General features: G+C 35.4%; 26 protein-coding genes. 15 read left to right on the top strand and 11 right to left on the bottom strand.

Annotated elements, in window-relative coordinates; all coding sequences use genetic code 11:
- Nucleotides 1-58: 58 nt before the first annotated feature.
- Together M2265_RS05470 and M2265_RS05465 are read left to right on the top strand one after the other, a co-directional pair.
- Complete coding sequence (locus tag M2265_RS05470) at nucleotides 59-682, top strand: hypothetical protein (protein WP_132773304.1); 624 nt, start codon at nucleotides 59-61, stop codon at nucleotides 680-682.
- 154 nt (nucleotides 683-836) lie between these two features.
- Entirely contained in the window at nucleotides 837-2,339 is a 1,503-nt protein-coding gene (locus M2265_RS05465) for a glycoside hydrolase family 32 protein (protein ID WP_232789241.1), read from the top strand.
- Nucleotides 2,340-2,669: 330 nt separating this feature from the next.
- Here the strand turns inward: M2265_RS05465 and M2265_RS05460 are convergent, their stop codons facing one another.
- From M2265_RS05460 to M2265_RS05440, 5 genes are all read right to left on the bottom strand, one after another.
- Nucleotides 2,670-4,142: a TlpA disulfide reductase family protein gene (locus M2265_RS05460; RefSeq protein ID WP_132773305.1), complete on the bottom strand. Its 1,473-nt coding sequence runs from the start codon at nucleotides 4,140-4,142 to the stop codon at nucleotides 2,670-2,672.
- 27 nt (nucleotides 4,143-4,169) lie between these two features.
- Nucleotides 4,170-5,552 carry a RagB/SusD family nutrient uptake outer membrane protein gene (locus M2265_RS05455; RefSeq protein WP_132773307.1) on the bottom strand — a complete coding sequence of 461 codons (1,383 nt, stop codon included), beginning with the start codon at nucleotides 5,550-5,552 and terminating at the stop codon, nucleotides 4,170-4,172.
- Between the two features lie 11 nt (nucleotides 5,553-5,563).
- Nucleotides 5,564-8,914: a SusC/RagA family TonB-linked outer membrane protein gene (locus M2265_RS05450; protein ID WP_132773309.1), complete on the bottom strand. Its 3,351-nt coding sequence runs from the start codon at nucleotides 8,912-8,914 to the stop codon at nucleotides 5,564-5,566.
- 24 nt (nucleotides 8,915-8,938) lie between these two features.
- Nucleotides 8,939-9,961, bottom strand: a complete 1,023-nt coding sequence (locus M2265_RS05445; RefSeq protein ID WP_132773310.1) for a FecR family protein — start codon at nucleotides 9,959-9,961, stop codon at nucleotides 8,939-8,941.
- A gap of 90 nt (nucleotides 9,962-10,051) precedes the next feature.
- Entirely contained in the window at nucleotides 10,052-10,633 is a 582-nt protein-coding gene (locus tag M2265_RS05440) for an RNA polymerase sigma factor (protein WP_165905981.1), read from the bottom strand.
- Between the two features lie 489 nt (nucleotides 10,634-11,122).
- On the opposite strand from M2265_RS05440, the gene M2265_RS05435 reads away from it, so the two are divergent.
- Entirely contained in the window at nucleotides 11,123-11,893 is a 771-nt protein-coding gene (locus tag M2265_RS05435) for a hypothetical protein (protein ID WP_132773313.1), read from the top strand.
- A 45-nt stretch (nucleotides 11,894-11,938) separates the two neighbouring features.
- On the opposite strand, the gene M2265_RS05430 is transcribed toward M2265_RS05435, so the two are convergent.
- On the bottom strand, nucleotides 11,939-12,499 hold the full coding sequence (locus tag M2265_RS05430; protein WP_132773315.1) for a suppressor of fused domain protein: 561 nt from the start codon (nucleotides 12,497-12,499) through the stop codon (nucleotides 11,939-11,941).
- Nucleotides 12,500-12,832: 333 nt separating this feature from the next.
- Between M2265_RS05430 and M2265_RS05425 the strand changes: the two genes are divergently transcribed.
- Together M2265_RS05425 and M2265_RS05420 are read left to right on the top strand one after the other, a co-directional pair.
- A complete protein-coding gene (locus M2265_RS05425; protein ID WP_132773316.1) occupies nucleotides 12,833-13,213 on the top strand; it encodes a nuclear transport factor 2 family protein in 381 nt (126 codons plus the stop codon).
- Nucleotides 13,214-13,443: 230 nt separating this feature from the next.
- Entirely contained in the window at nucleotides 13,444-14,346 is a 903-nt protein-coding gene (locus M2265_RS05420) for an Rpn family recombination-promoting nuclease/putative transposase (RefSeq protein ID WP_132773317.1), read from the top strand.
- Between the two features lie 280 nt (nucleotides 14,347-14,626).
- Here M2265_RS05420 and M2265_RS05415 read toward each other — a convergent pair whose 3' ends face one another.
- A complete protein-coding gene (locus M2265_RS05415; protein WP_132773319.1) occupies nucleotides 14,627-15,187 on the bottom strand; it encodes a hypothetical protein in 561 nt (186 codons plus the stop codon).
- A gap of 780 nt (nucleotides 15,188-15,967) precedes the next feature.
- Between M2265_RS05415 and M2265_RS05410 the strand changes: the two genes are divergently transcribed.
- Nucleotides 15,968-16,417 (top strand): nuclear transport factor 2 family protein, encoded by a 450-nt coding sequence (locus M2265_RS05410; RefSeq protein ID WP_021190167.1) that lies wholly within the window; start codon nucleotides 15,968-15,970, stop codon nucleotides 16,415-16,417.
- A 92-nt stretch (nucleotides 16,418-16,509) separates the two neighbouring features.
- On the opposite strand, the gene M2265_RS05405 is transcribed toward M2265_RS05410, so the two are convergent.
- The 4 genes from M2265_RS05405 to M2265_RS26945 form a co-directional block, all read right to left on the bottom strand.
- A complete protein-coding gene (locus M2265_RS05405; RefSeq protein WP_132773320.1) occupies nucleotides 16,510-17,478 on the bottom strand; it encodes a hypothetical protein in 969 nt (322 codons plus the stop codon).
- 306 nt (nucleotides 17,479-17,784) lie between these two features.
- The gene (locus M2265_RS05400; protein WP_132773322.1) at nucleotides 17,785-18,435 is read right to left on the bottom strand and encodes a DUF2310 family Zn-ribbon-containing protein; all 651 of its coding nucleotides are present in this window, start codon (nucleotides 18,433-18,435) and stop codon (nucleotides 17,785-17,787) included.
- Between the two features lie 238 nt (nucleotides 18,436-18,673).
- On the bottom strand, nucleotides 18,674-19,252 hold the full coding sequence (locus tag M2265_RS05395) for a hypothetical protein (protein ID WP_021190178.1): 579 nt from the start codon (nucleotides 19,250-19,252) through the stop codon (nucleotides 18,674-18,676).
- Nucleotides 19,253-19,264: 12 nt separating this feature from the next.
- On the bottom strand, nucleotides 19,265-19,342 hold the full coding sequence (locus M2265_RS26945; protein WP_132773383.1) for a DUF1963 domain-containing protein: 78 nt from the start codon (nucleotides 19,340-19,342) through the stop codon (nucleotides 19,265-19,267).
- Nucleotides 19,343-19,538: 196 nt separating this feature from the next.
- Between M2265_RS26945 and M2265_RS05390 the strand changes: the two genes are divergently transcribed.
- The 9 genes from M2265_RS05390 (at nucleotide 19,539) to M2265_RS05350 (ending at nucleotide 25,461) form a co-directional block, all read left to right on the top strand.
- Complete coding sequence (locus M2265_RS05390) at nucleotides 19,539-19,988, top strand: nuclear transport factor 2 family protein (protein ID WP_132773323.1); 450 nt, start codon at nucleotides 19,539-19,541, stop codon at nucleotides 19,986-19,988.
- Between the two features lie 216 nt (nucleotides 19,989-20,204).
- Complete coding sequence (locus tag M2265_RS05385; protein ID WP_132773324.1) at nucleotides 20,205-20,978, top strand: hypothetical protein; 774 nt, start codon at nucleotides 20,205-20,207, stop codon at nucleotides 20,976-20,978.
- Between the two features lie 52 nt (nucleotides 20,979-21,030).
- A complete protein-coding gene (locus tag M2265_RS05380; protein ID WP_132773326.1) occupies nucleotides 21,031-21,237 on the top strand; it encodes a hypothetical protein in 207 nt (68 codons plus the stop codon).
- 145 nt (nucleotides 21,238-21,382) lie between these two features.
- A complete protein-coding gene (locus M2265_RS05375) occupies nucleotides 21,383-21,589 on the top strand; it encodes a heavy metal-binding domain-containing protein (RefSeq protein WP_132773327.1) in 207 nt (68 codons plus the stop codon).
- A gap of 102 nt (nucleotides 21,590-21,691) precedes the next feature.
- Complete coding sequence (locus tag M2265_RS05370; protein ID WP_132773328.1) at nucleotides 21,692-22,324, top strand: hypothetical protein; 633 nt, start codon at nucleotides 21,692-21,694, stop codon at nucleotides 22,322-22,324.
- Nucleotides 22,325-22,398: 74 nt separating this feature from the next.
- The gene (locus M2265_RS05365; RefSeq protein WP_132773330.1) at nucleotides 22,399-23,409 is read left to right on the top strand and encodes a PDDEXK nuclease domain-containing protein; all 1,011 of its coding nucleotides are present in this window, start codon (nucleotides 22,399-22,401) and stop codon (nucleotides 23,407-23,409) included.
- 233 nt (nucleotides 23,410-23,642) lie between these two features.
- Nucleotides 23,643-24,689 carry a hypothetical protein gene (locus M2265_RS05360; RefSeq protein ID WP_132773332.1) on the top strand — a complete coding sequence of 349 codons (1,047 nt, stop codon included), beginning with the start codon at nucleotides 23,643-23,645 and terminating at the stop codon, nucleotides 24,687-24,689.
- A 177-nt stretch (nucleotides 24,690-24,866) separates the two neighbouring features.
- Nucleotides 24,867-25,190: a heavy metal-binding domain-containing protein gene (locus tag M2265_RS05355; protein WP_132773333.1), complete on the top strand. Its 324-nt coding sequence runs from the start codon at nucleotides 24,867-24,869 to the stop codon at nucleotides 25,188-25,190.
- Complete coding sequence (locus M2265_RS05350; RefSeq protein ID WP_132773335.1) at nucleotides 25,153-25,461, top strand: hypothetical protein; 309 nt, start codon at nucleotides 25,153-25,155, stop codon at nucleotides 25,459-25,461. The genes M2265_RS05355 and M2265_RS05350 overlap by 38 nt, the downstream gene beginning before the upstream one ends.
- Nucleotides 25,462-25,471 lie beyond the last annotated feature (10 nt).

The following is a 25,471-nucleotide window of genomic DNA, read 5'->3' as shown; positions in this document are numbered from 1 at the left end:
ACATGAATCAATCAATGCTCGAATGCATTGATATCACTTGTAAAACAATTATAAACGAATGAAAACATTAAAAAATAATCTAGGCTTAGGAATTTTCCTGCTCTTTATCGGATTGTTTACATCTTGTAAGGAGGACTCAGCTACATCGCTCGATTTGGGTTCGGATGTCAATATCCTTTCTTTTAAAGTGGGAAATACAGCAGGCGTTGTCGATAACGAGAAAGGAACAATTAGTGTGCTTGTACCAGCAGGGACGGATCTTTCTGCGGTAAAGCCGAGTATTGCAATACCTGAAAATGCAACTGTCTCCCCAGCTTCTGGAAGTGCTCAGAATTTCACCTTTTCTTCAACAACACCGTTAGTTTATCGTGTATATAATGGAAACGTTTTTAATACCTACCAGGTAACAGTTAAGGAGATTATAGCCGAAATAACAGCTTTCCGTATCGGTAACAAAGTGGCTATTATTAATCAAAAAAATAAAAGTATCACCATATATCTACCGGTTGGTACAGCTGTAAAAGAACTCAATCCATCAGTAGAATTTACTAATGGAGCAAGTATAGCACCGGGCCAGGGCGGATATGTTGATTTCAGTTCAGCCGTAAAGTATACGCTTACTTATATGGGGCAAACATTTCCATACACGGTGACTGTAGTTTTGGGCGACGAACCAGCATAAAGAATATGTATACTGCCGCTTTTATAATTCACATATTATAAATCAAAGTTTGAAACTTTTTTAATGAATTGATTAAAGTTAGCGGAATTAAACGGAGAAATAATAATAAAACAATTAATTTGTATTTGATAAACCTTATAGAAAAATTTAAATCATGATGAAGAAATTAGCATTTATATTACTAGCACTTCCTTTATTTAGCTACGCTCAGACTGGAAGTACGAAACAAGATAAGCAAATGGTACAAGTGGAAAATTATCGCCCTTTATATCATTTTACACCTAAAGAAGGGTGGATGAACGATCCAAATGGAATGGTATATAACAATGGTACTTATCATCTTTTCTATCAGCATAATCCAGATGAACCTAAATGGGGTCCCATGCATTGGGGACATGCTACCAGCACAGATCTTGTGCATTGGGAAGAACAGAAAATAGCGCTATATCCAGATAGCCTGGGGACCATATTTTCAGGGAGCGCTGTTATTGATAAAGATAATACAGCTGGTTTTGGTAAAGATGCCATGGTCGCAATCTTTACGCATCACAACCACAAAGAAGAAGACAAGAGAACCGGTTTACATCAATACCAGAGCTTGGCATATAGTTTAGATCAAGGTAAAACTTGGGAAAAGTACAAGGGAAATCCTGTATTACCTAATCCTGGAATATGGGATTTCAGAGATCCAAAGGTGATGTGGCACGAAAAGTCACAGGTATGGATCATGACTTTAGCAACAAAGGACTGTATCACATTTTATTCCTCTAAAAATCTGAAAGAATGGAAGATGGAAAGTAGTTTCGGAAAAGAAATCGGAGCTCATGGTGGCGTATGGGAATGTCCAGATCTGTTTCCAATGACAGATAATGGGGTAACAAAATGGATATTATTGGTCAGTATAAATCCAGGAGGACCAAATGGTGGTTCTGCGACACAGTATTTTGTTGGCGATTTTGATGGAAAGCATTTCACAACAGATGATACCCAGATTAAGTGGTTGGATTGGGGAACAGATAATTATGCGGGTGTAACCTGGAATAATGTGAAGGATCGTCATTTATTTATCGGATGGATGAGCAATTGGCAGTATGCGAATGAGGTACCCACATTAAAATGGCGGTCGGCTTCTACGATCCCACGTGAATTATCACTGACAAGCATAAATAAACAGTATTATGTAGCAAGTAAACCCGCTAAAGAAATTGAAAATGCTTTTAAAATATCGAAAACAATTGCTCCTAAAAAAGTAAACGAGATTCTGTTAAGTGATCATCTGCCTACAGGATTCCAATTGGACATCAGTAAACTGAAAGTACAGGATTTTAAGATTATTTTATTCAATAAAGAAGGAAATGAGCTAACAGTTGGGTATAATAAGGCCAAAGATCAGTATTTTATCAATCGTAGTGAATCTGGAAATATATCGTTTAGTCACGATTTTCCTAAAAAACATGTAGCTCCCCGTCTTTCAAAAGAGTCTCAAGTAGACATGAACGTATTTTTTGATGTGACTTCTGTCGAGTTTTTTGCCGATAACGGACTTTCGGTGATGACAGACATATTTTTCCCTGATAGTCCTATGACCCATTTAAAAATTACAAGCAATGCTCCTTTAGAATATCAAAATATCATTATTTCAGAATATAAAAAATAGTCAATTACAGCAATAGACGGCTATAGGAATTAATTTTAGCCAGCCCAGAAACGCTTTCTTCATTAGATTGGAGGAAGTGTTTTTTGGATTTGAGCGTAGGTGTGGCATCAATTTGGTTTATTTATTTACACTCAAAACTTCACTTATTCGCAACTTAGTATTATAAATTTATAATATGTTTAAAATTAGAAAAGCCAGCTTCTATTAAAAAAGCTGGCTTTTGTGATAAAGTGAAAATTTGCAATAATTTTTTAATATTAAACCCTGCATAACCGCACCATTTTGTGGTAAAGATTTTGCTTGCTATATCAATTTTAAGTCCAGTATTTTTTAACCTTTATAGGGCTTCTTTGCAGCTTCGATCAATTCTTTCATTTCTAATTTTATATAGTCTACGTTCGGCGTAGATCCAGTTAAGAAATATCGTATATTTCCTTCCTTATCGATAATAAATTTAGCAGGAATACCTTTCACACCGAATTTAGCAGCCATTACTTCACCAGTTTGAGGATCTTTTTGATCATCATAAAGAACTTCAAAAGGGTAATTGTTTTTTGTTATAAAAGACAACACATTTTCTTTATAATTTTTGTCGCGTTCCCAAGTATTCATAAACAAGAATTGAACATCTTTATCATTTGCATATGATTCCTGAGCCGCTTTCATACCCGGGAATGAACGTACACAAGGCTGACACCAAGTAGCCCAGAAATCAAGAACGACAACTTTTCCTTTTAAACTGGCCAACGATACCTGTTCACCTCTTAAATTGAGCAACTCAAAATTTGGAGCAGGTTTGAAGGTTTCCATTTCCTTAATATGGTCACGTATGTTCTGTGTTAAAGTTTCTTTTAATGATGCATTGAAATTTTCGTAACCCTGAGCCGATCCGTTCAATTCCAAATAAAGCTTTTTAAGATCATTCTCAACGGCAAATTGTCCTTTAGTATATAATTTCGTCAAGATATTGTATGCCTCAAGTTTTCGTCCGGTTCCCATCAACGATTTGTAGTAAACCGTTGCTAGTCCGTCAGCTTGCTCAGGAGCTGATTTTAATGCATTTTCTATGTAACCAAGTGCATCGTTATATTTTTTTTGAGCTACTAAGATATTGACATAAGCAGACATAGAGCTGGCATAACCCATAGAAGCGAATCTTGCTTTATTGTCTTTCTCTTCCTCAGGCAGGCTTAAATAATAATAACTGTCATCCATAGCAGTTTTTAGAAGCGGTGCTGCAGAAACTGTATCTCCTGCCGATAATAAAATCTGGCCTACGGGTAGATATCCATTGCCACGCCAAAATTTTTCTTTCATTTCGCCAAGGTAATGGATAGCTTTAGGGGCATTTCCATCATTTGCAAATCCCTGCGCTAAATTGGCTAAAACATAATCATAGGTCAAAAGCTCTTCGCTGAAGTTTTTGGACGGCCACTTTTTGTTCAAGTCATTATAAGCTTTTTCTTTCTCCTGGACAGTAGATGCGTTATAAAAAACATTGGTAATAAAAGAATCGCGGGTCAGTGATCCCTTAGGATATTTTTTTTTCGCAATAGCTTCTACCGAAGCCTGTTGCTGTTCCTTTCCCAATGACCTTAGGATATTGATTGTTGTACGGAACTCTTGCTCTGTTTTATAGCTCTTAATTTCGGTCAAAAGTACATTTGTAAGCGAATCTTTTTGAGCTATGCTGCCTTTTTCTATTATAGGGAGATATTTTTGAAATTTGTCTCCTGATGCCTTTTGTGCCATTACATTAGCTAGGGCAAAAGTCAAGGCAATGGTTAAGATTGTTGTTTTCATTTTTTAATAATCAGTTTAGATAATAATTTAGTTTTCGTATCCAGGATTTTGTGTCAGTTTAGTATTGATCAGAATTTGAGCCTGAGGAATTGGAAAAAGCACATCTGTAGGTTGCCAATTTGATTTAACAGGCGAAAGAACCTCGTTAGCACGTTCAGTACGTTTAAGATCAAGCCAGCGATGGCCATACTCGCCAAAAAATTCATGAAGTCGCTCTGTTTCTATCGCGGTCAATAACTGTGTTTGATTACTGCCGATATTGATACCTGTTAATCCGGCACGATTACGTACAGCATCAATATCAGCGCGTGCACCGCTTAGATTATTGAGTCTGCTTCTGGCCTCTGCACGTATAAGATACTGTTCAGCCAAACGTAGTATGATATGATATTCTGCACCTGTTCCAGAAGCTACTTTATACTTAGTGATGGCATAGTAGTTCTTACCTGAAATGGTTTTAAGACTTGTCCAGTTCATTTTTCTTAAATCAGTTGTGGACGATGACTCGAAACTGTTGTATACTGCATCGGGAAGCGTATAACCAGGGACAGCAGTCACTGCGGTAATGTAGTTTGCTCCGAAAGTTGTGATACCCGTCAGATTTCCCAACTGAAGGATAACCTCGTTGCTCGTGTTTTGGAAGTTTTTGTCTGGAGCAGGCATACCATAATCAGAAGACTGCAGTACTTTTGTTGCGTACAATTCGGCATTTTGATAGTCTTTTTGATATAAATATACTCTGGCCAATAGGGCACTGGCGGCAGCTTTATTTGCCCGTCCTCTTGGACTGGCAGTTGCATCATAGCTGGTCTGCATTTTACTCTCTGCATCTTTTAGGTCACTGACGATCTGATTATAGACCTGCTGTTTATCTGTCCTTGGTAGAGAAGCATCTTCAAATGCAAATAGGTCATTCCGTAATTGTAAAGGAACATCACCATATAGATTCACAAGATAGAAATAGGCATAGGCTCGGAAAAATTTAGCTTCACCGATTAGCTGATCTTTTATGGTTGGTGTCAGGGAATTTGATACTTCCAAACCTGAGATAGCGTTGTTGGTGTTCTTGATCAATTGATAACAATTATACCACAGGTTAGCGACATTATTATTTGTATTTAATATATTATTACTTGCGAACTCTGTTATACCAGCATCTGTCGCATTATATTGAAGATCGTCTGCCGCGATTCCGGTAAAGAACGTGGTTGTGCCGGACAAGTTGATATTTAATACTGTGCTGTACAATCCACGGATCACACTATTTGCTGATGCATCTGATGCAAACGCATCTCCAGTGATAACCTGAGTCGGTGGAGCGCCAAGATCTACAAATTTTTCGCAGGAACTAAATAAAAGTGCCCCATTGGTCAGTATAAGCGATATGATGGTTTTATTGTTTAATTTCATTGTTGTACGTTTTAAAATTGACAGTTAAATCCAAAGACAATTGTGCGCAGTGGAGGTAGCACTTGTGCGATAGTTCCTGTACCTAAACCAGATGGACCACCCTGGACGGTAGTTTCCGTATCGAGTACATACTTATTTTTTGCCCAGGTAAACAGATTCTGGCCCTGCATAAATACACTACAATTGGACATTCTCAATCTTGAAGTCCAGTTTTTTGGCAGGTTATAGGAAAGATTTATAGATCTCAATTTAATATAAGATGCATCCCCGTACACAGCATCAGAGCTACTGTATAGATTGTATGAATTGTTTAAAGCAGTTCCTGTAGGCGTAGAAGTTGGTGATGAGGGTGTAATCGCACCAGGAATATCAGTATTCGGATTCGTTGGAGACCATCTTCCAAGCCAGTATTCATTCTGGTTAACCATTGCTCCAGGTCTTGTATTTAAAATTTTGGTTACTCCAAATCGATGGTTAAACTGGAAAAATACACCCAGCTCAAATCCCTTGTATGAAAAAGTATTGTTAAATCCACCATAAAATGGTGTTCCCAAGTCAGCAACATAACGATCATCTGCATTGATAACCCCATCACCATTACGGTCTTCATAAGTTGCTCTGCCAGTTGTTTCATCAACACCCTGATAATGATAAAGACGGATTAGATTGAGTGGCTCTCCAACGAGAAAACTGCTGGCATAGAATGTATTTTCAATTCCCGGAAATTCCACTAATTTATTTTTATAGAATGTGAAGTTGGTCGATGTTTTCCATGTAAAATTTTCCGTAACAATATTGGTGGTATTCAATTCAAGTTCCAGTCCTGTATTTTGAATAAGTGCGGGAAGATTAGCCTTATAACTGTTATACCCAACTTGAGTACTTAGGATAACGTCGGTAATCTGGTCGCCTGAACGATTTCTAAAATAGTTACCGGTGAATAAGATACGGTCTCTCAAGAAGCCAAGATCCAGTGCAAATTCCATCTTTTTGGTCGTTTCCCATTTGATATATTCATTAGGTAGCGTCCCAATGTTCATCGAAGGATTATTTAGATAGGCCGTAGCAGAGGAGTAGAGCGGCAGATACATGTAGTTTGATATCTGATCGTTCCCGGTCGTACCATAACTAGCTCTCAGTTTACCAAAACTGAGAAAAGGCAGCTTGTCCTGCACAAAATCTTCTTTTCCGAATACCCAGCCTAGGCCGATTGCACCAAAATTTCCAAATCTGTTTTTTGGACCAAAACGTGAAGAACCATCTCTTCGGAATGTTCCGTTAAATAAATACTTCTCATTCCAGTCGTAATTCACTTTTCCAAATACAGCATTATATTTGTAATAAACAAGATTGTTGCTTGCTGTGAAAGTTCCCGCTGCACTGAGCGATCCTAAAAGTGCATCATTGCTGTAGTTGGATCCATTAGTTGTCTGTGAACGTGATGAATTCTGCTGAAAACTCGTGCCGATCAATGCTGTTAGTTTGCCTTGACCTATATTTTTGACATAATCCAATGTGGGTTCGATAATCCAGTTCTCAGCTTTTGTATTTGAAAAAGCAGATGAGCCCAATGGATTCGTGAGGGTGTTATTTAAGGATGAAATCGGTGTCTGGTTATTTTGGTTGAGCTGTGTAATGGTGTACCCGAAATTTGTTTTAACGGTCAGTCCCGGGATAATCTTATAACTCAAATTTGCATTTGAAATGAGGTTATTCGTCGTTCCTATGTATTTTCTGTTGAGCATAGCAATAGGATTGTTGATACCTGCTGAAGACGGTAGCCAATAAAATCTTCCGTTGTCATCATAAATAGGGTAGTTGGGAGGAAGGTTGTACATTGAAGTAATATCCGAAGATGGCATATCCGAATTGTCATTGGCATAACTTACAGATAATGCCGCATTAAACTTCTTGTCTGCAGATGTATGATCTAGGTTTAGACGAGAGGTAAACCTGCTATTTTTACTGTCTCCATAGAATACCGTGCTTTCGCGTCTGTATCCTGAGTTAAAGAAAAAGCGAGTAGATTCATTTCCGCCGGACATATTCGCTTGCATATCGGTAATATGACCTTTATTGCCGATCAGCATTTTTTGCCAGTCTGTAGATTTATTCTGGTCCCACAACAAAAGGTCTGGAGCATTTGTTGCGGTTGGTACCGTACCATCATTAACAAAAGCTTCCTTTCTCAAGGATAGGTATTCTTCCAGATTCATCATCGGAATAAATCTATTAACTTCCGTAAATCCGGTGTTAAAATTAACACCGATGCGGGTGCGGCCCGATGATCCTTTTTTTGTCGTAATCAATACCACACCATTGGCACCACGGCTACCATAAATTGCTGTGGCATCGGCATCCTTGAGTACATCTATACGCTCAATGTCAGCAGGATTAATCATACTAAAAGGGCTAAGACCACCAGAAGATCCAGAAATACCAAAAGAGTTTAGATTGTCGGTTGCAGGTTGGCCACCGTTAAAATTAGTGAAAGGCACCCCATCAACAACGTACAAGGGAATAGACCCTGAGGTCGTCCCGCTTAGTGAAGCCTGGTTTCTGATCTGTATTTGTACCGCGCTTCCGGGTACACCGTTATTCTGCGCAATCAATACGCCCGACATTCTCCCGGCCAATGCTGCAAGTGGATTGCTTACAGGTTGTGATGCAATATCTTTAGCTGTTATCGAAGCTACAGAACCCGTATTTAATCGACGTGTTGTTGTTCCATATCCGATCACCACGACTTCTTCTAAACTCCCTTCAGCAGGTTTCAATCGAATAGGAGTAGCGTTTGCAAGAAGCTGTTTGGCTGAGATCTCCACCTTCTGGTATCCCATGAAAGAAAATATGATGGTGATATCTTCATTGGGTATCCGCAATCCCCATTGCCCATTCGCATCAGTAGCTGTACTTGTCTGTATATTACGGTATGCCTCTTTTTGCCAGTCTTTTACTATCACCGATACACCAGCTAACGGAGAACCATTTTCATTAAGTACTTGTCCGGTCAAGTGTGGTTGGCTTTGTTTCTTTTCTTTTATGGCAATAATATTATTATCCAGGATTTCCCAGGTAAGGTTACTTCCTGAAAGAGATTTTGATAGTACATCTTTAATACTGATTTTTTCAGCGACAATATTTACTGTTGAATTGGGCAGTATAGCCTTGCTGAAGAACATTTTGTATTTACTGTTTTCATTTATTGTCTGAAATACGTCTTCCAGTTTGCCCCCCTTTATGGATACATCAATTTTTTCAGTTTGTGAATAGGCAAAACTTTGCACATGTATGGTGCTGAGGCAAATCAGAAGCAGGGCCAACCTGGATTCTTTTTTAAATTTAGGTACTGTTTTGTTCATATGAGTTATGTAGGTTAGTTTGTTTTAAAATAGCTGTATTTGAGTTTTACCTGTCTTTTTGATCTGGAAGTAATTAACAGTCTGCAGTGCTTTTAAGATATTGTCTAAATCTTCATTTTCAAATGTCGCAGAGAAGCGCTGAGTTGCGATTTTACTACTTAAGATCTGTATCTCCACACCATACATACGTTCTAATTTTATAACAATATCTGCCAATCTTTCATCACGGATGGTCATCCGTTTAAGCATCCATTCTGTTTCGAGTGCAGTACCGTCTTGATTTGAGACAACTAAAGGCTGGACTGCAACTGTGGCATTTTGCAGTGAAACAACTTTTGGATTGGTAGATTGTGCATTGTTATGGATATTCGCATTAGACAGCACAAACTTTTCATTCGGGTTCAAAATGAATTTGTTGTTCGTATGACCCGTTTTCCAAATTGAAACTTTTCCACGTATTAAAGCAGTCTCTGCATTTACTTCATTTTCATAGTCACGAACATTAAAAGCAGTTCCCAATACACTGATTTCCATTCTTGGGGTATGGATGATAAATGGTTTTTTTGGATTTTTAGCGACATCGAAAAAAGCTTCGCCGATTAAAATCACTTCACGTTTAGAAGAGTCTTTAAAAGAATTAGGATAAATAATTCTACTGGATGCATTAAGTGTAATTTTTGTTCCATCTTCTAAGGTAATATGGCGCTGTTGTCCACTTGCTAAGTTGATTTCTATATTTTTTAAGCTCCTGTTTTTATACTGATATTGATATGCAATAGAAATACAGAAAAGTGCTACAGTCGCGGCAACAGCAAGTTTAATCAGACTGATTTTTCGAATGGGTGTTGGAGAAATTTTCTTTACGACATTTTCCTGGATTCTCTTTTTTATTTCGTTCTGTTTTTCAAAATCGAGTTGATCCAAGATATCTGGGCGCGATGAAAAACTTTCGAAAAAATTCTCTACAATTTCCGATTCCTCTTTATTGCACGTTCCTTTTAAGTATTTATCTATAAGACTTTGAAGCCTTGAGTTATGATGTTCCATTTTTGATTAGTACAGTATTTATATATACAGTGTACTTAAATAGGAAGATCGTACTAGTCTAAAAGTAATTTGTTTGTAACTTGCTTGAGATCAATATAATAAAGTTAGTACAAAAACTAGAAAATGTTGAATGATCAATTTTCTTAGTTTAGCAATGGAGATACCTAAATGGTTTTGTATTGTATTTTGTGAACTTTCAGTGATTTCGCTTATTTCTTTGGTAGAAAGTTCATCGAGATACCTCATTTTAAAAATTTCTTTTCTTTTCTGTGGCAGATGGGCAATCCATGCTTGTATTAGAGATTTTAAATCTTTTTCAGCATACTGATCATATTCGGAAATCTCATATTCCTTCATTAACGATAGATTTTCTTCGAGCATTGATTTTGTTCTCCTATTTTTTTTGTAAACTTCAAAAACTTTGAACTTCATACAGGTACGCAGATAGGCTTCAAGATTCTGGATATCTCTCACCGCTCTCTGCTGCCAAAGATCTATAAATACATCTTGCACCACTTCCTCACAAAGAGCCATATTATTAAGTCGTTTAAAGGACTCATTCACTAGAACGGACCAGTACCGCTCATAGATAACGTTGAAAGCATCCAGATCGCCCATTTTAAGACGCTCTAGTAAACTCTCGTTACTATGCAATACATGTTCGTTTTTCATTATGATTTTAGTGTGAATCATTTGGTTTTGGCTTCCAAATGTTTAAATAATATTGTATTTTTTTCAATTATAGTAATATTTATGGCTTGTGACAACTTTTTTGTTAATTTTATTCCTATCTCTATTGTAAAAAAGCGTATGAAGCCTGTAGCCGTGTAAATATTTGAATGGATAGAGGTGCTCTTGGTTTTTTAAATAAGAATTATTGTCATGATGTAAATAATCAATTGGTTTGTAATCGAAGTTAACATTTGTTTATGAAGAAAGCTTAACAGCGTTTTACTTTCGAATATATTATTGTATTTAAATTTTATTGTACTGATATGCTGAATTTTTTATTGCATACTGTTAGTTTTTCAATATTTATTATTGTTTTATATTAAATAATCGTTTTATGATTTAAGAACGGAATTCTTATGTGAATTAAATGTTGAAATATTCATCATTAATCAACATATTTGATAAGGGATATTAAAGCGTCTATTTAAAATGGGTACATTTGATTTTTTGAAACGATGGAATAGCAAACCTTCGATAAAGGAGAGATTAAGAAAACTGCTTAATTCCCTTAATGAATCATTTGCTGATAAGCAATATTTTCAACAAATTGTAGAATACAACCATCAGGAGGAGTGGGAGCTTACAATTGAAAGTCTGATAGAGTTAGGTATTAACGGAACCGTACAGTTCACTAAAGAAGTGTGGGTTGAACTATATCAGCTGGCTAAAGAAATAGGGCTAGATGAAGACGCAAATTATTGCCGAAAACAAATTGACCTGATAGCATCTGAAATTTATGAAATAGACGAGGTTGATGAATTAGGATTTACAAAATCTGAATTGGAAGAGTATGACAAGCACGTCAAGTTCTACTATACCAATATCGTCAATTCGCTTATCCTGTTCACTTATAAATCTAGGGAACTAGAGCTGATGGCATCTCCCTTTTTCAATCAAATGACAGAGCTTTATGAGGAATTGGAATATGCATATACACCCGTGTGCTTCGAAACAGTATTTAGGAAAAACCTCATACCAATCATATACAAAAAAGAACTACTGACGTTCAAAACTAAGGTCGATCAAATGCCAAGTGAGATATGGGATTGGGAATATTTGGAAGAACATCCGAGCTGGATAAACATAAGAACTGATGCTGAAGAAATATTAAAGAAAATGGGAATACTGCACCGCGTATATGATTATTCATTCACCAATATAATATCATCAAGTGGAGAAGTGATCAAAAAGAAAGAATAGTAATAAGATTTTGAACAATAATCTTGAATCAAAAAATGTTAATTTTTAAATTAAACTGGCTCTTTTAGGACTTAGATAATTTAATTCTTTTCCTTCAAAAATTGTCTCTAGAGCATCATATCCAAATTCAATTTTAAAATCCCGTTCAGCTTTTGTTATAGGAATATACCAAAAGCATTTGATGGTTTTATGATCTATATCTATTTGCTCAAAGTCAGGTTTTTCCAGATAAGGAAAAGATATAAAGCCATGGTCGCATAACGATTCCCCCAACCAAGGTTGTCCTAAATTAACTGTGTGATGTAAGTTCAATGGCGCATCGTTTCGATGGTAGCTTGCACAGTAGCAGAGAAGGTCGACAAGTAATGAATTCTTTTCAGCGGCATAAATGAATAACTCAATCAAGTTTTCATCCCACCTGTTTAATGACATTCCTACTGTACAATAGGTGTACATATTATGAATCTGATTGGGAGGAAACTCTAATATGAAAAATTCAGGATCAAGTTTATTTATTGGTCCCTTATCGATTTTATGCACAATTCCTGAAATACCAAAGTATTGTTCATAATGCCTCTTCAACTTATCTCTATAAACATTGATCATATTTTATAAAACAATTTATGTGCTGAATTTAGCATTTTGAATCCATCTTCACAACTTCACCTATCTATTTCCCTCATTCACCGATTTTTTAGTTGGTTTAGTCTAATTGCCATAGGGTAAGGACGATTTACACCCTACTTTTGAATCAACAAATAAGATAAAACTAACAATATAACATAAAGACATTATGAACCATCATGAGTACATTGGTAATTAGTTGCAGAATTTATACTCATGATAGCCTTATCACCTTTAAATAACAAATTATCTAGATAAAAAACTTTAGCAAAAACATTCGCAGCAGCAGCCTTAATAGCAGTATCTACATTCACTATGGCAGCAGGCAAAGCAGAGGTATCAAACCCTAAAAAAGCAGTGGTCAATTTATCTACAGCAGATCTGGCCATTGATCATTACGTTGCGGTTATGACAGAAGGACAATCGGCAGGAGTAGAGCAATTGTTTACAGCAGACTTCAGTCAAAAAGTTCAGGCATCAGAAGATAAAACCAATAGCCGTTCAGAAGTTATTTCCTTCTTAAAAAAGCAAAAAGGTGAGCAGTTAAACTGTAAAACAAGTACCAACATCGTACAGGAGTCAGCAGACTATATGATAGCCAAAGTAACTATGCAATTTGAAGGTTTTACCAAAACCGATCTTGTGACTTTAGTCAATGACGGCGGTAACTGGAAAATATCCCAATCGATCAACTAGTATAAGTAATTAACTGTTTAATCACATATGTTTAGTTAAAGCCATGTCATAAGATGTGGCTTTTTTTGTGTCCGGAAAGCAAGACTAGGTTAACAAATTGATGCTTTTGTTGCCAGCTAGCCGACAACAAACGACTACTATCGACAACAAACGTTTAATAACCGGCTAATAATTTTAGTTTTTCTGATGTTTGCTTAGCAACATTAATTATTTAAGTAAAGCATATTATTATGAAAAAGACAAAAAGTAACATGGGCAAGTATGTTGGTTTTAGTGGAGACTGGAGCTTTAAATTTTATTTTGGAAGAGAAGAAAATAAGCCTATTTTAATTGGATTTTTAAATGGACTCTTTGAGGGAGAGAAAGTTATTCAAGATCTTCATTATCGGCCAGTGGAGCAGGGGGGCGATGTTGAAAATGATCGGAAGGTCATTTTCGATCTCTATTGTACCGGTATTGATGGTGAGCATTTCATTATAGAGATGCAACAGCTTTATCAAGATTTTTTTAAAGACCGGACCGTTTTTTATACATCCAGGCTTATCAATAAACTTATACCCAAGGGCTATAAGGGAAATACATACGAACTTCCCGAAGTATATTTTATCGGTATCTTAGAGTTTGAGTTAGGAGAAACTGAACGCGGTAAGTATTTTTACGATGTTGCCCTTTGCGATAAGCAGAGTAATCTTGTTTTTTATGAAAAGCTTGGTTACAAGCTCTTAGTATTACCAAATTTTAATAAGAATGAGGCTGATATAAAGACAGATATGGATATGTGGCTATATCTATTGAAAAACATGAGCAAACTTGATAAAATACCGGATTTTTTGGATAAGCGGGTATTTGGTCTTATCTTTGACATAGGCGAAGTCGCAAAATTAACACCGGAGGATAAGATGGCATACGAAGCAAGTTTAAAACATAAGCGCGATGCAGAGAATACCTATTCTACTGCTCAGCGTATTGGACATGATCGAGGTTTAAAAGAAGGTTTAAAAGAAGGTATTGCCCAAGGCGAACACAAAAAAGCCATTGAGACAGCTTTGAATTTGAAAGAGATGGGTTTGTCTACTCAACAGATTGCCAAAGCTACAGGCCTTACCATCGACGAGATTGAAAAGCTGAAATAAATCAAATAGATCTTATAAAATAAACAAATAAAGCCATTCTGTCAAGAATGGCTTTATTTGTTTTATATCCTCCTTACGGCTTTACGTATTTTTTTAATCAAACCGATCACCACAAAAATCTCTTTTCAGCACCAGCTGTTATTGGAGTCAATGCTTTGAGTGCGATCAGGAGCGAGCTTCGTCTTGTTTGCTTCGCAGATCTCTTCGGGATTTTTCGGTGGGCGCTCACGCAATTATGAAAACAAATTCCAGTAGCTATATTGACTACTTTAAGTCACCCTTATTCTAGATAATTCTCCTTTTCCATTTCTTGTATCTCTTTTTCGATTTCATCATCGACAATGCTAGAAAGATTAGTTTTAACTTCTTTAATAGATTTGTATCTCCTTACGTCTTTATAAAATCGTGATATATAAATATCTTTTTCCCACTGTAGAAGATTAAAACTGAATGTAAAATAGTCTGAAGGTGATTTTATTACACAAGTCACCACGTAGTTGTCGCTACCTTTTTTATCAAAATATGTTTCGTGATAGGAAGAGTTCGTATCAATGTTCAGTTTATTGGCTTTAACTTTTAGTTCATTCCAAGCAACGGGTAATTCCAATTCCGAACCTTGTAGCATTCCTAAGACAAATTCAGCAGGACTATCTTTAAAACTAGAAAAATCTTCTTTTGGAAACAGACTTTTAAGTTTAAGCGCATACTTGAAATCTTCGATTTTTCCTCTTTGTATTAAAAATTCGGTGGTTCTTTTTCCAATATCTTCAATTTTGGTATTGATTTGTGATCGCAAAATGTTGTGCGTAAAAAGGGAGATGATAAGTAAAATTAATTTCATAAATATATTATAGTATTAAAAGTATTTTTCAATGGATAAGTACTCCCCATTGTTAGTACAATCATCATCAGTGGAACCATTAACAGTTAATATAGGAAAATCGTATATATAAGTCCCAGTGATTCAATTTTGAAAATAATCATTATCAAGTGCGATTGAAATCCCAATAAAGAATACTACTAAAAAAAAGTATAATTTGTTTTAATTTCTTTTTTCTTAGTATTGCGTATAATCAAGTTTTAAAAATTTGTGATTTAAACACCATTTAAATGCCATATGTAGCTATTGTCTTTTGATAATCTTAACTTTAAACATTATAAGCATATAGGTTAACCGCATTAAGATACATATAAAAACCAAATATCTATCATGTAAAATAGTTGCGAATGCTTGAAAATCCATATACATCAAAAGGGCCTAATTCTCATTAGACCCTTTATCTTGGCGTTTAACTGCACAGTAATTTTTATGTTTCTTATCGTTTCCTCTTTTTTGTTTCGTCATCCAGATTGTTTTAAAGCAATTGGATTTATTTACTGTACTACGTCATTTATCGTTATCCACTTTCCTGCTGAAAGTATGTTTGTTATCGCTTTGTATAATAAGAACACCTGTCAAATAGAATAGTTCAAAAAAGTTTAAAATAATTTCACGTATCTATTTCCTTCATTCACCGAGTTTTTAGTTGGTTTAGTCTAATTGCCATAGGGTTGGGACGATTAACACCCTACTTTTGAATCAAAAAATAAGATAAAACTAACAATATAACATAAAGACATTATGAAAACTTTAGCAAAAACATTCGCAGCAGCAGCCTTGATCGCAGTATCAACATTCACTATGGCAGCAGGCAAACCAGAGGTATCAAACCCTAAAAAAGCAGTAGTTAACGTATCCACAGCAGATTTGGCCATTGACCATTACGTTGCGGTTATGACAGAAGGACAATCGGCAGGAGTAGAGCAATTGTTTACAGCAGACTTCAGTCAAAAAGTTCAGGCATCAGAAGATAAAACCAATAGCCGTTCGGAAGTTATCTCCTTCTTGAAAAAACAAAAAGGAGAGCAATTAAACTGTAAAACCAGAACTACCATCGTACAGGAGTCAGCAGACTATATGATCGCCAAAGTAACGATGCAGTTTGAAGGTTTTACCAAAACAGATCTTGTGACTTTAGTCAATGACGGCGGTAATTGGAAAGTATCTCAATCGATCAATTCTTATAAGTAATCAAGTTTAATCCATATATTAACTAGAAGCCACCTCGTGAGATGTGGCTTTTTAGAGTATCTGTTTTTGATATAAAGAGTGATTTCAATAAGTTATAATTTAATTTTAAATATAGGAGTTTGTACTTTTTTTAGTGGCCAATCCTTTTTTCTTGTAACCAATTCCTCCTTAAGCCCGTCAGAGGAGTAAGATGGTCTTGACTGCCTAACATATACCGGGACATTATAATTTGGGATCACATCCAATTCAGCATAACATTTTTTTGCCATGTCAACTATTGCTGTCCTGTTTTCCTCTGTACCTGCGATCTGACTAGCAATATAAGACTCAGGGCCATACAGTTGTTCATATATTTTTGAAGCTTCAAATATCGTGAATTTTGCACGCATCATAATCTGAACTAATACTGAGTATAAGCTATTATCTTGAGGAGATAATTCTATTTGTTGCAATATTTTGGGGATCTCCTCCCACATGATCAATTCTACCAATAGATCTTTTGTGTTATCACCAATAAATTTTAAATCGGACCACATTTGATCCACGTAACCAATGATTTCTTTTCTATTCTTATGTAAAAATTGTAATTGTCTATCGCTCCAATACTCTAAAGGTAAATCTGATCGATAAAAAGCACCGTATATTCCTGTTGATTTAAATCGACCAAGACTTCCACAATTTTGCATATAGTATTCTTGTGTCATCATACAGTAGTTAAATCTATCGCGATTGTTTAGCGAATTAAATGTTTTGGCTGAAAGATGGTGGCTCAATGCATAATAGCGATCCTTACTTAAGGTCTCATTTCCTGAGACCAATTCATCAATGTAATATTCTCGCAACAGAGTACTTACAATTGATTTTCTATCAATAATCGGTATATTTTTATATTTATACTGGTCCAACCTGTATACATAAGCCGGCAAATTATTTGTTACAAATTTCGTGGTATCCTTAAGTTTATATTGAGAAAAACAGAGTAAAGGACAACCCCAAAAAAGTAATATTGAAATGTATTTTAATAAGTTTTTAAGAAAAGGCGTATAATTGGTCAATATCATATGTAGCAAAGCTATTATAAGTCTATAATATTATATTTCATTTATTAAGATAATGAAATTAATGTCCTCATCCTATTTTTTAATACAATAATTTAGAAATCAATAATAAAGAGATTATTCATAATTGAGATTATAAATTGTATTGACGTGTTATAAAAACGCATGAAATTTAACGTATTTTATTGACGTGTTACAAAAACGTTAAAAAAGTAACATCAAAATGATTAGTTGTCCGGTCTGATTGATACATTTTAGCTGTCAATGAACTAGTATTATACAGTTTATGAAGAGCATGTCCTGGATTATTTATGTATTTGTAGATATTGTTGATATGATTCTACAATTATCACATTTGAAATCATAAAGATTATGTAATTGTGTTTTTAAGGTCCATTTTTTCTTACAATTTGGGCAGAGTCTATTTTTATCATCTCCACTATTTTTCCTGTAATTGTATAAATAATAAAATGTTGGAATTGTCGTTTGTTCTTCAATTTGTTTACATATATCCAAACCTTGCTTTGATAATGGTGATTTTGTTTCTTGCATCTGATTTAAAGACCAACGTTCTCCGACCTCACAATTCATTTGTAAGCTATCACAAGCTTGATAGTTTGTTTCCCAACTTAAAATTGGCATATAACCAAAGTCGTAAAATTTTGGTAGCTTATAAATTGGGACAGATTTGTTACATGTACCACACGTTAATGGAGAGTCAATCGAAATGTAGTTTGTGATAAGAATGTAAAATTCAGATTTACAACATATACAAGGTTTCTTATACTCTGAACTTGTTTTACCTATATTCTTAATTGAAATTGTCGATCCACTAAGTTTTTCAATTTTGTCTATTTGGTCTTGGACATATTTGTTATTATACTTTTTACTAAGTGATTTTTTTTCAAGTGTATATGGAAGACTTACAATTTTATTCTTTCGCAAAGAGCCTGTTGACAATGGTGATTTCTTATTTGTTCATTTTTTTTTATAAAAATTCGTTGGCTTGAATATACGGTTAAATACAAAACTAAATAGTATTAAAATTGGTAAAGCTAACCAAGCTGTAAATACTAATTCCAGTCCATTTTGTCCGCCATGACCATGGCACAATGTGTTTCCGCTTATAAACAAAGGTGTCAAACTTGATTGAATAAAAATATAATTAAATAGTATTAGACGTTTTTACAGAATGATTCTATTCGTCTATATCCTCATATATTAATTCATTTTTCAGTTTGCTTATCGTAATTTTTCTAAAAGTAGGAGTATAATTATTTTGTCCACTGGGTTTAAAATACTCCCTAACATAAGCATCTTCTGTTTCATAATTCTGTGTAATTTTTGGACCCCAATATTGATTTAATGAATTATAAGATACAATGTGATTAGAATCTTCGTTCGAATGGAAATTTTTGGAATTTATAATTTTCGAAATAGCTTTTTGTTTATCCAAATTAGAGATGTTAAGCGTAAATGTTTCATAACTCTCACCAATTGCAAACGATGAGTTATAGTTACTGATCTTAAATTCATCTACTAATGTTATCGCTTGTTCTTCAACAAGTTTGAGCGCATCAGATTTTGTAAAAAAATAATCACTAAAAAATAGATAACATGTAAATAATAGGCAAATAAAACCATAGGTAAATAGCAGATATCTTGCAAACCTTGGGTATCCCAGTTTTTTAGGTATTATATATATCAATAATCCCACGACAATTGGTGTACCTATGAAGATGAGAAATAAAATCAAAGGAAAAAGAAAATCATCCATAAAATTAAATGATTAACAACAATCCCAGTTGAACCAAGCTTTGTCAAATCGCTTATTTATAAAATCTTCAGGGTGAATTAGTGTTTGCATATTTTAATTCGTTATTAGTTTGGTAATCCTTTCCAATTTAACAAAAGAAATGATAGGTTACAACTTCACGTATCTATTTCCTTCATTCACCGAGTTTTTAGTTGGTTTAGTCTAATTGCCATCGGGTTGGGACGATTAACACCCTACTTTTGAATCAACAAATAAGATAAAACTAACAATATAACATAAAGACATTATGAAAACTTTAGCAAAAACATTCGCAGCAGCAGCCTTGATCGCAGTATCTACATTCACTATGGCAGCAGGCAAACCAGAGGTATCAAATCCTAAAAAAGCAGTGGTCAATTTATCTACAGCAGATCTCGCCATTGATCATTATGTTGCGGTTATGACAGAGGGACAATCGGCAGGAGTAGAGCAGTTGTTTACAGCAGATTTTAGTCAAAAAGTACAAGCCTCTGAGTTGAAGACAAACAGCCGTTCAGAAGTTATCAGCTTTTTGAAAAAGCAAAAAGGTGAGCAGCTAAACTGTAAAACTAGTACCACCATCGTACAGGAGTCTGCAGACTATATGATCGCCAAAGTAACGATGCAGTTTGAAGGTTTTACCAAAACCGATCTCGTGACTTTAGTGAATGACGGCGGTAACTGGAAAATATCTCAATCGATCAACTCGTATAAGTAGATGAAGTTTAATCCATATGTTTAGTTAAAGCCACGTCATGAGATGTGGTTTTTCTTTTTTCAGCATTGATGCTATCTCGGGAAAAGAAACGCCAATCTTTTAAGATCCCCTTTGTCGATACACCCGTACTTCTACGGTCAAGAAAATAAATAAAAATGCTAATATATTTAGTTTTTATTTGTATCTTTATTTCTATTAACCAATTGATAGACCGTTATGAGTGTAGATTCAAGACGTTTAAAGCCAGCCAAGAAGAATGATGAGCTTTTGAAAGCCATTTTTGAGGACAATTTTCCTGATTTTTTACGGTTCATGTACCCAGATGCGGATGCTACCTTTGATCTCGGGCGTGGATTGACATTTATGGACAAAGAATTGTTGGAGATCATTCCCTATCGTGAGCGTAAAAAAGGGAAGCGTGTGGCAGACCTTCTGGTCAAGGTTTATTTAAAAGATGGAAGCGAGAAGTGGATTTTAGTGAATACCGAAATCGAAGGCGGACATGATTCCGATTTCTCACATCGTATCTTTCAGTATTTTTACAGGCTATTAGATCGTTACCGTGTTCCTGTGGAGACCATTGCTGTTTTTACTGGAGGACGTTCGCAGCCATGTACTGATGAATATCATTTTGCTGTTTTTCGCACGTCGTTACGCTTTCAGTACCTGAGCTATCAAATTTTTGATCATGACGAATCAGAGCTACTCGATATGGACAATATATTTGCTTATATTGTCTTGGCATGCCAGAAAGCTTTAGATGAAGATAAGGTTCCGGAGCAGGAGCTCGCAGAGCAGCGTAGTACAATCGCAAGAAGGCTCATCGAGACCAATAAGTATAGTAAAGATCGTATAATGAGCTTTTTAGTTTTTTTAAAGAGTTTTCTTTTTATACGAGATAAAGAAATAAATAGTAACTTTGATCAATACATTTATCAAGTGACAGGAGGCACAATCGAACTCTCCATACAGCCACTATTTTATAATTAAATTGTATGGATACTCCAGATGGCCAATAAAAAACAAATCATTTACATATGAAATGGGTGTAATAGAAACAATCAAACGACAAGAAAGAGAAAAAGGAATCCAAGCTGGAATCGAAAAGGGAATTCAGTCTGGAATTGAAAAAGGCAAACGAGAAGAATCAATTGCCATTGCTTTAGAGTTCAAGAAAATGGGCTTACCTATTGCAGATATTGCAAAAGGTACAGGCCTTACCATCGAAGAGATTGAAAAACTGAAATAAATTAAATAGATCATAAAAATAACATATAAAGCCATTCTGCCAAGAATGGCTTTATACGTTTTATACCCTTTTTACGGCTTCCCGTATTTTTTAATCAAAGCGATGCTTTATTTTCGGGCTTTTAAAACAGTATTCATCATAGACCATGATCGTTACCAGTACCAATACCATCGAGGGGAGAGAAGTCCTGCGTTATTTTGATCCTATTTCAGCAACAGCTGTTATTGGAGCCAATGCTCTGAGTGAAATAGGAGCCAGCTTTGTCTTGTTTGCTTCGCAGATCCCTTCGGGATTCTTCGGTGGTCGCTCCCGCAATTATGAAAACAAAAGCAGGAGCTATATAAGAGCGTAGTAGAGTCTTTAAAGCAAAATGCACGTAGCTATAGGGCAGATGCCGTTATAGGCTTCAGCGTCAATATTGATGAGCTCTCGGGCAAAGGAACCCCAATCGTTTATGATCACCGCTATCGGTACACCTGTATTGCTCAATGAAATTAAACATATACAAGCAGAAGAAGTAGGTGGAGATATCGATGGATCTGTTATTAAGAACAAAGTCAAAGCAAGCTTGATCATAGAACGCTATACCGGTATCTATGCGATGACCAATGCTACAGCCGAATTTATAGCCAAATCTCGATTGACCGAATTTGTACCCTTGTTATTTAAAGCAATGAATGAAACAGGGGAGGATCAAGAATTCAAAGACCGTCAAGCCACGCTCTTCCGTGATTTTGATTTCCTGGACAAAGATCAAGCAATAGCCATACTCTATGGACAGTTGGTGTCGGATGATTTAACCGGTGCGCAGTTTAAGATCATTAGCAAAGCTATCAGCAGTTCCAATCTTATCGATTACGATCAGGCGGCGAAACTGTTAGCAGGATCTTTATTGGCAAAAAAGGCCGCATTGAAGGTACTTACCTTAGACAAAGACTGGTATTCCGCTCAAGATATTGCCTACCTACAGACTTTGAAAGGAGAGGGCTTGGTACAGCTATATACAGAAGTAGTTACCGTTAAAGAGTCAAAGGATTCTATTACTTTTTCAACATCAAAGAATGAGCTGGATATGGAATTAGAATGAAGTGATCTGGTACTGATTGTGACAGGTATTCCTTTAATTTGTATATTTGATAAACGCTTAGAAGTTTCAATACTATGCTCGTAAACCAAACGATTATAACCGACATCAAAACCATAATTGCACAATCAAAAGATAAAGCGATTCGTGCCGTAGATCATCAACGGACATTGATGTATTGGCATATAGGTAAACGTATTTTTGAAGAAGAACAAGATGGGAAAGAACGTGCTGATTATGGTACTTACCTTATCAAATATCTTTCGGAAAAATTACAGCCCGAATTTGGAACTGGTTTTTCAATAAGACAAATCAACTTGTATCGTCAGCTTTATCGGACATTTCCAATTGTGCACGCACTGCGTGCACAATTAAGCTGGACACAGTACAAATTGCTTTTAGGTGTTGACAGTGAGGAGAAAAGAGAGTTTTATATCGCTGAAACCATAAAAAATAATTGGACGTCAAGACAGTTGGAACGCCAAGTTTACAGCAATCTATACGAACGCCTTTTATTAAGTAATGATAAAGATAGTGTATTAGCAGTTGCTAAAAATGAAAAACTCCCATCGGATGCCAAAGAAATTATTAAAGACCCCATGTTTTTAGAATTTCTAGGTTTGAAACGTGAAACCTCTTACTATGAAAGAGATTTAGAAAATGCCATCATTACCCATTTACAAGAGTTTTTGTTAGAATTAGGAAATGGATTTTCATTCGTTTCCAGGCAAAAACGAATTCATTTGGATGGCGATGAGTTTCTTGTTGATTTGGTTTTTTATAACCGATTATTGCAGTGTTTTGTCATAATCGAAATCAAAACGCACAAACTAACCCATCAAGATATAGGTCAGTTGCAGATGTATGTCAATTACTACGACCGAATAGAAAAATTATCGCACGAAAATCCAACCATTGGTATCCTGCTGTGCGCTCATAAAAACGATACAGTTGTAAAATTCACATTACCCGAAGAGCAGAGGCAAATCATCGCCAGCCAATACAAACTTTACCTACCAACGGAAAAACAACTTTTGGAAGAAGTAAAAAAAGAATTGGATAGTTTTGAGGAGAAAGAGAATATTTGAAAATAAGTATTCACTAAGATTCTTTTTTATGAGTTTTAATGGTATGTTGGTATATTAAAGAAGTTCTAGCAATTGATGATATTTTTTAGAGATTTTGAATAGATGTACACAGATTTTCTATTTCGGGCTTTTAAAACAGTATTCATCATACAGCATGATCGTTACCAATACTATCTACCACATTGTTGAATTTGAAAATATAAATAAGATTACAATATAGAATTTTAAGGAATATGATGAAATCCACATTATTAGTAATAAAACTAGTTGTTTTATTATGTTTTTTTGGTTGTAAAAAATCGACAAATTCGGAGGAAAATGAAAGTCACGATCCTCAATATGATGTTTTTATTGCAGGAACGGAAACTAACGGTTCAAATACTTTTGTTCAATTATGGAAAAATGGTCAATATACTAATCTTACAGATGGGAAATCCGTTGCAACCGTGAGCGATATGTATGTATCGGGGAAAGATGTTTATTTAGTTGGTTATATATGGCGCAACAATAAAAATTTAGTGGCAGCCTTATGGAAAAATAATGAATTAATTGAATTAACAGATGGGAAATATTCTTCTCAGGCAAATTCAGTTTGGATAGATGGCAACGATATATATATCGTGGGATACGAAGGATCACCTAACGGAGATATTGCCAAATTATGGAAAAATGGCATTGCATCAAATCTGTTGGATAAGTCAAAAGAAGGACAAGCTAATTCCATTTTTATCAAACAGAATGATATATATGTAGGAGGTACATATTATGATATAGGCAATCGAGGTGGGTTTATATGGAAAAATGGTGTTGTGACAGATTTAGGTAAAGAAAACATATATGAATCAAATTCCATAAAAAAGATATTTGTAACTGACGGTGCTGTGTATGCTGTAGGATGGCGGGCTTTTGGTCAAGTTACATATGCAACTGTTTGGAAAGATGGTGTTGTGACACTATTTGACAAGGATAGAGAATCTAGTTTTGCAAGTTCAATTTATGTTAAGGAGGATGATGTATATGTCGTAGGACAATCTAGTGCCTCTGATAACAGTAAAGCAGTTCTATGGAAAAATGGCGTAAAGACAATCTTATCTCAGGATGATATGCAGGCAAGTGCAATAGATATTAAGGTTATCAATAATGATGTTTTTATTACAGGTTTTGAAATGCCTAAAAAAGGGACAATCAGTGTTATGTTATGGAAGAATAATACACCCTTTAAGATTTCCAATAGTAACAAATATGCCGCAGGTAAAAGTATTTTTGTCTCAAAGAGATAATTTTAATTGAATAACTTGAAAAGCTGAAATAAATCAAATAGGTCATAAAAATACCAAATAAAGCCATTCTGTCAAGAATGGCTTTATACGTTTTATACCATCCTTAAGGCTTCCCGTATTTTTTAATCAAAGCAATCTTTTATTTTCGGGCTTTTAAAAAAGTATTCATCATACACCATGATCGTTACCAGTACCAATACCATCGAGGGGAGAGAAGTCCTGCGTTATTTTGATCCCATTTCAGCAACTGCTGTTATTGGAGCCAATGCTCTGAGTGAAATCGGAGCCAGCTTCGTAGACTTTTTCGGTGGGCGCTCCCGCAATTATGAAAACAAACTACAGGAGCTATATAAGAGCGTTGTGGAGTCTTTAAAACAAAATGCACGTAGCTATAGAGCAGATGCCATTGTAGGCTTCAGCGTCAATATTGATGAGCTCTCGGACAAAGGAACACCGATCGTTTATGATCACCGCTATCGGTACTCCTGTATTGCTCAATGAAATTAAACATATACAATCAGAAGCGGTAGGTGGAGATATCGATGGATCTGTTATTAAGAACAAAGTCAAAGCAAGCTTGATCATGGAACGCTATACCGGTATCTATACCATGGACAATGCTACAGCCGAATTTATAGCCACATCCCGATTGACCGAATTTGTACCCCTGCTATTCAAAGCGATGAATGAAACAGGGGAGGATCGAGAATATATAGATTCTCAAGGCACGATCTTCCGTTATTTTGATTTCCTGGACAAACTCAACCTATAGCCATACTCTA

Origin of the sequence: Sphingobacterium kitahiroshimense, assembly GCF_025961315.1 — a bacterium.
In the GTDB taxonomy this organism is placed as follows: domain Bacteria; phylum Bacteroidota; class Bacteroidia; order Sphingobacteriales; family Sphingobacteriaceae; genus Sphingobacterium; species Sphingobacterium anhuiense.
The sequence above is the reverse complement of the archived record's forward strand: the minus strand, read 5'-3'. Positions and strand labels throughout refer to the sequence as shown.

Excerpts from the sequence above, each read along its gene's own strand:
- M2265_RS05470 (WP_132773304.1), top strand. The coding sequence starts at position 59 with ATGAAAACATTAAAAAATAATCTAGGCTTAGGAATTTTCCTGCTCTTT.
- M2265_RS05465 (WP_232789241.1), top strand. The coding sequence starts at position 837 with ATGATGAAGAAATTAGCATTTATATTACTAGCACTTCCTTTATTTAGC.
- M2265_RS05460 (WP_132773305.1), bottom strand. The coding sequence starts at position 4,142 with ATGAAAACAACAATCTTAACCATTGCCTTGACTTTTGCCCTAGCTAAT.
- M2265_RS05455 (WP_132773307.1), bottom strand. The coding sequence starts at position 5,552 with ATGAAATTAAACAATAAAACCATCATATCGCTTATACTGACCAATGGG.
- M2265_RS05450 (WP_132773309.1), bottom strand. The coding sequence starts at position 8,914 with ATGAACAAAACAGTACCTAAATTTAAAAAAGAATCCAGGTTGGCCCTG.
- M2265_RS05445 (WP_132773310.1), bottom strand. The coding sequence starts at position 9,961 with ATGGAACATCATAACTCAAGGCTTCAAAGTCTTATAGATAAATACTTA.
- M2265_RS05440 (WP_165905981.1), bottom strand. The coding sequence starts at position 10,633 with ATGAAAAACGAACATGTATTGCATAGTAACGAGAGTTTACTAGAGCGT.
- M2265_RS05435 (WP_132773313.1), top strand. The coding sequence starts at position 11,123 with ATGGGTACATTTGATTTTTTGAAACGATGGAATAGCAAACCTTCGATA.
- M2265_RS05430 (WP_132773315.1), bottom strand. The coding sequence starts at position 12,499 with ATGATCAATGTTTATAGAGATAAGTTGAAGAGGCATTATGAACAATAC.
- M2265_RS05425 (WP_132773316.1), top strand. The coding sequence starts at position 12,833 with ATGGCAGCAGGCAAAGCAGAGGTATCAAACCCTAAAAAAGCAGTGGTC.
- M2265_RS05420 (WP_132773317.1), top strand. The coding sequence starts at position 13,444 with ATGAAAAAGACAAAAAGTAACATGGGCAAGTATGTTGGTTTTAGTGGA.
- M2265_RS05415 (WP_132773319.1), bottom strand. The coding sequence starts at position 15,187 with ATGAAATTAATTTTACTTATCATCTCCCTTTTTACGCACAACATTTTG.
- M2265_RS05410 (WP_021190167.1), top strand. The coding sequence starts at position 15,968 with ATGAAAACTTTAGCAAAAACATTCGCAGCAGCAGCCTTGATCGCAGTA.
- M2265_RS05405 (WP_132773320.1), bottom strand. The coding sequence starts at position 17,478 with ATGATATTGACCAATTATACGCCTTTTCTTAAAAACTTATTAAAATAC.
- M2265_RS05395 (WP_021190178.1), bottom strand. The coding sequence starts at position 19,252 with ATGGATGATTTTCTTTTTCCTTTGATTTTATTTCTCATCTTCATAGGT.
- M2265_RS26945 (WP_132773383.1), bottom strand. The coding sequence starts at position 19,342 with ATGCAAACACTAATTCACCCTGAAGATTTTATAAATAAGCGATTTGAC.
- M2265_RS05390 (WP_132773323.1), top strand. The coding sequence starts at position 19,539 with ATGAAAACTTTAGCAAAAACATTCGCAGCAGCAGCCTTGATCGCAGTA.
- M2265_RS05385 (WP_132773324.1), top strand. The coding sequence starts at position 20,205 with ATGAGTGTAGATTCAAGACGTTTAAAGCCAGCCAAGAAGAATGATGAG.
- M2265_RS05380 (WP_132773326.1), top strand. The coding sequence starts at position 21,031 with ATGGGTGTAATAGAAACAATCAAACGACAAGAAAGAGAAAAAGGAATC.
- M2265_RS05375 (WP_132773327.1), top strand. The coding sequence starts at position 21,383 with ATGATCGTTACCAGTACCAATACCATCGAGGGGAGAGAAGTCCTGCGT.
- M2265_RS05370 (WP_132773328.1), top strand. The coding sequence starts at position 21,692 with ATGATCACCGCTATCGGTACACCTGTATTGCTCAATGAAATTAAACAT.
- M2265_RS05365 (WP_132773330.1), top strand. The coding sequence starts at position 22,399 with ATGCTCGTAAACCAAACGATTATAACCGACATCAAAACCATAATTGCA.
- M2265_RS05360 (WP_132773332.1), top strand. The coding sequence starts at position 23,643 with ATGATGAAATCCACATTATTAGTAATAAAACTAGTTGTTTTATTATGT.
- M2265_RS05355 (WP_132773333.1), top strand. The coding sequence starts at position 24,867 with ATGATCGTTACCAGTACCAATACCATCGAGGGGAGAGAAGTCCTGCGT.
- M2265_RS05350 (WP_132773335.1), top strand. The coding sequence starts at position 25,153 with ATGATCACCGCTATCGGTACTCCTGTATTGCTCAATGAAATTAAACAT.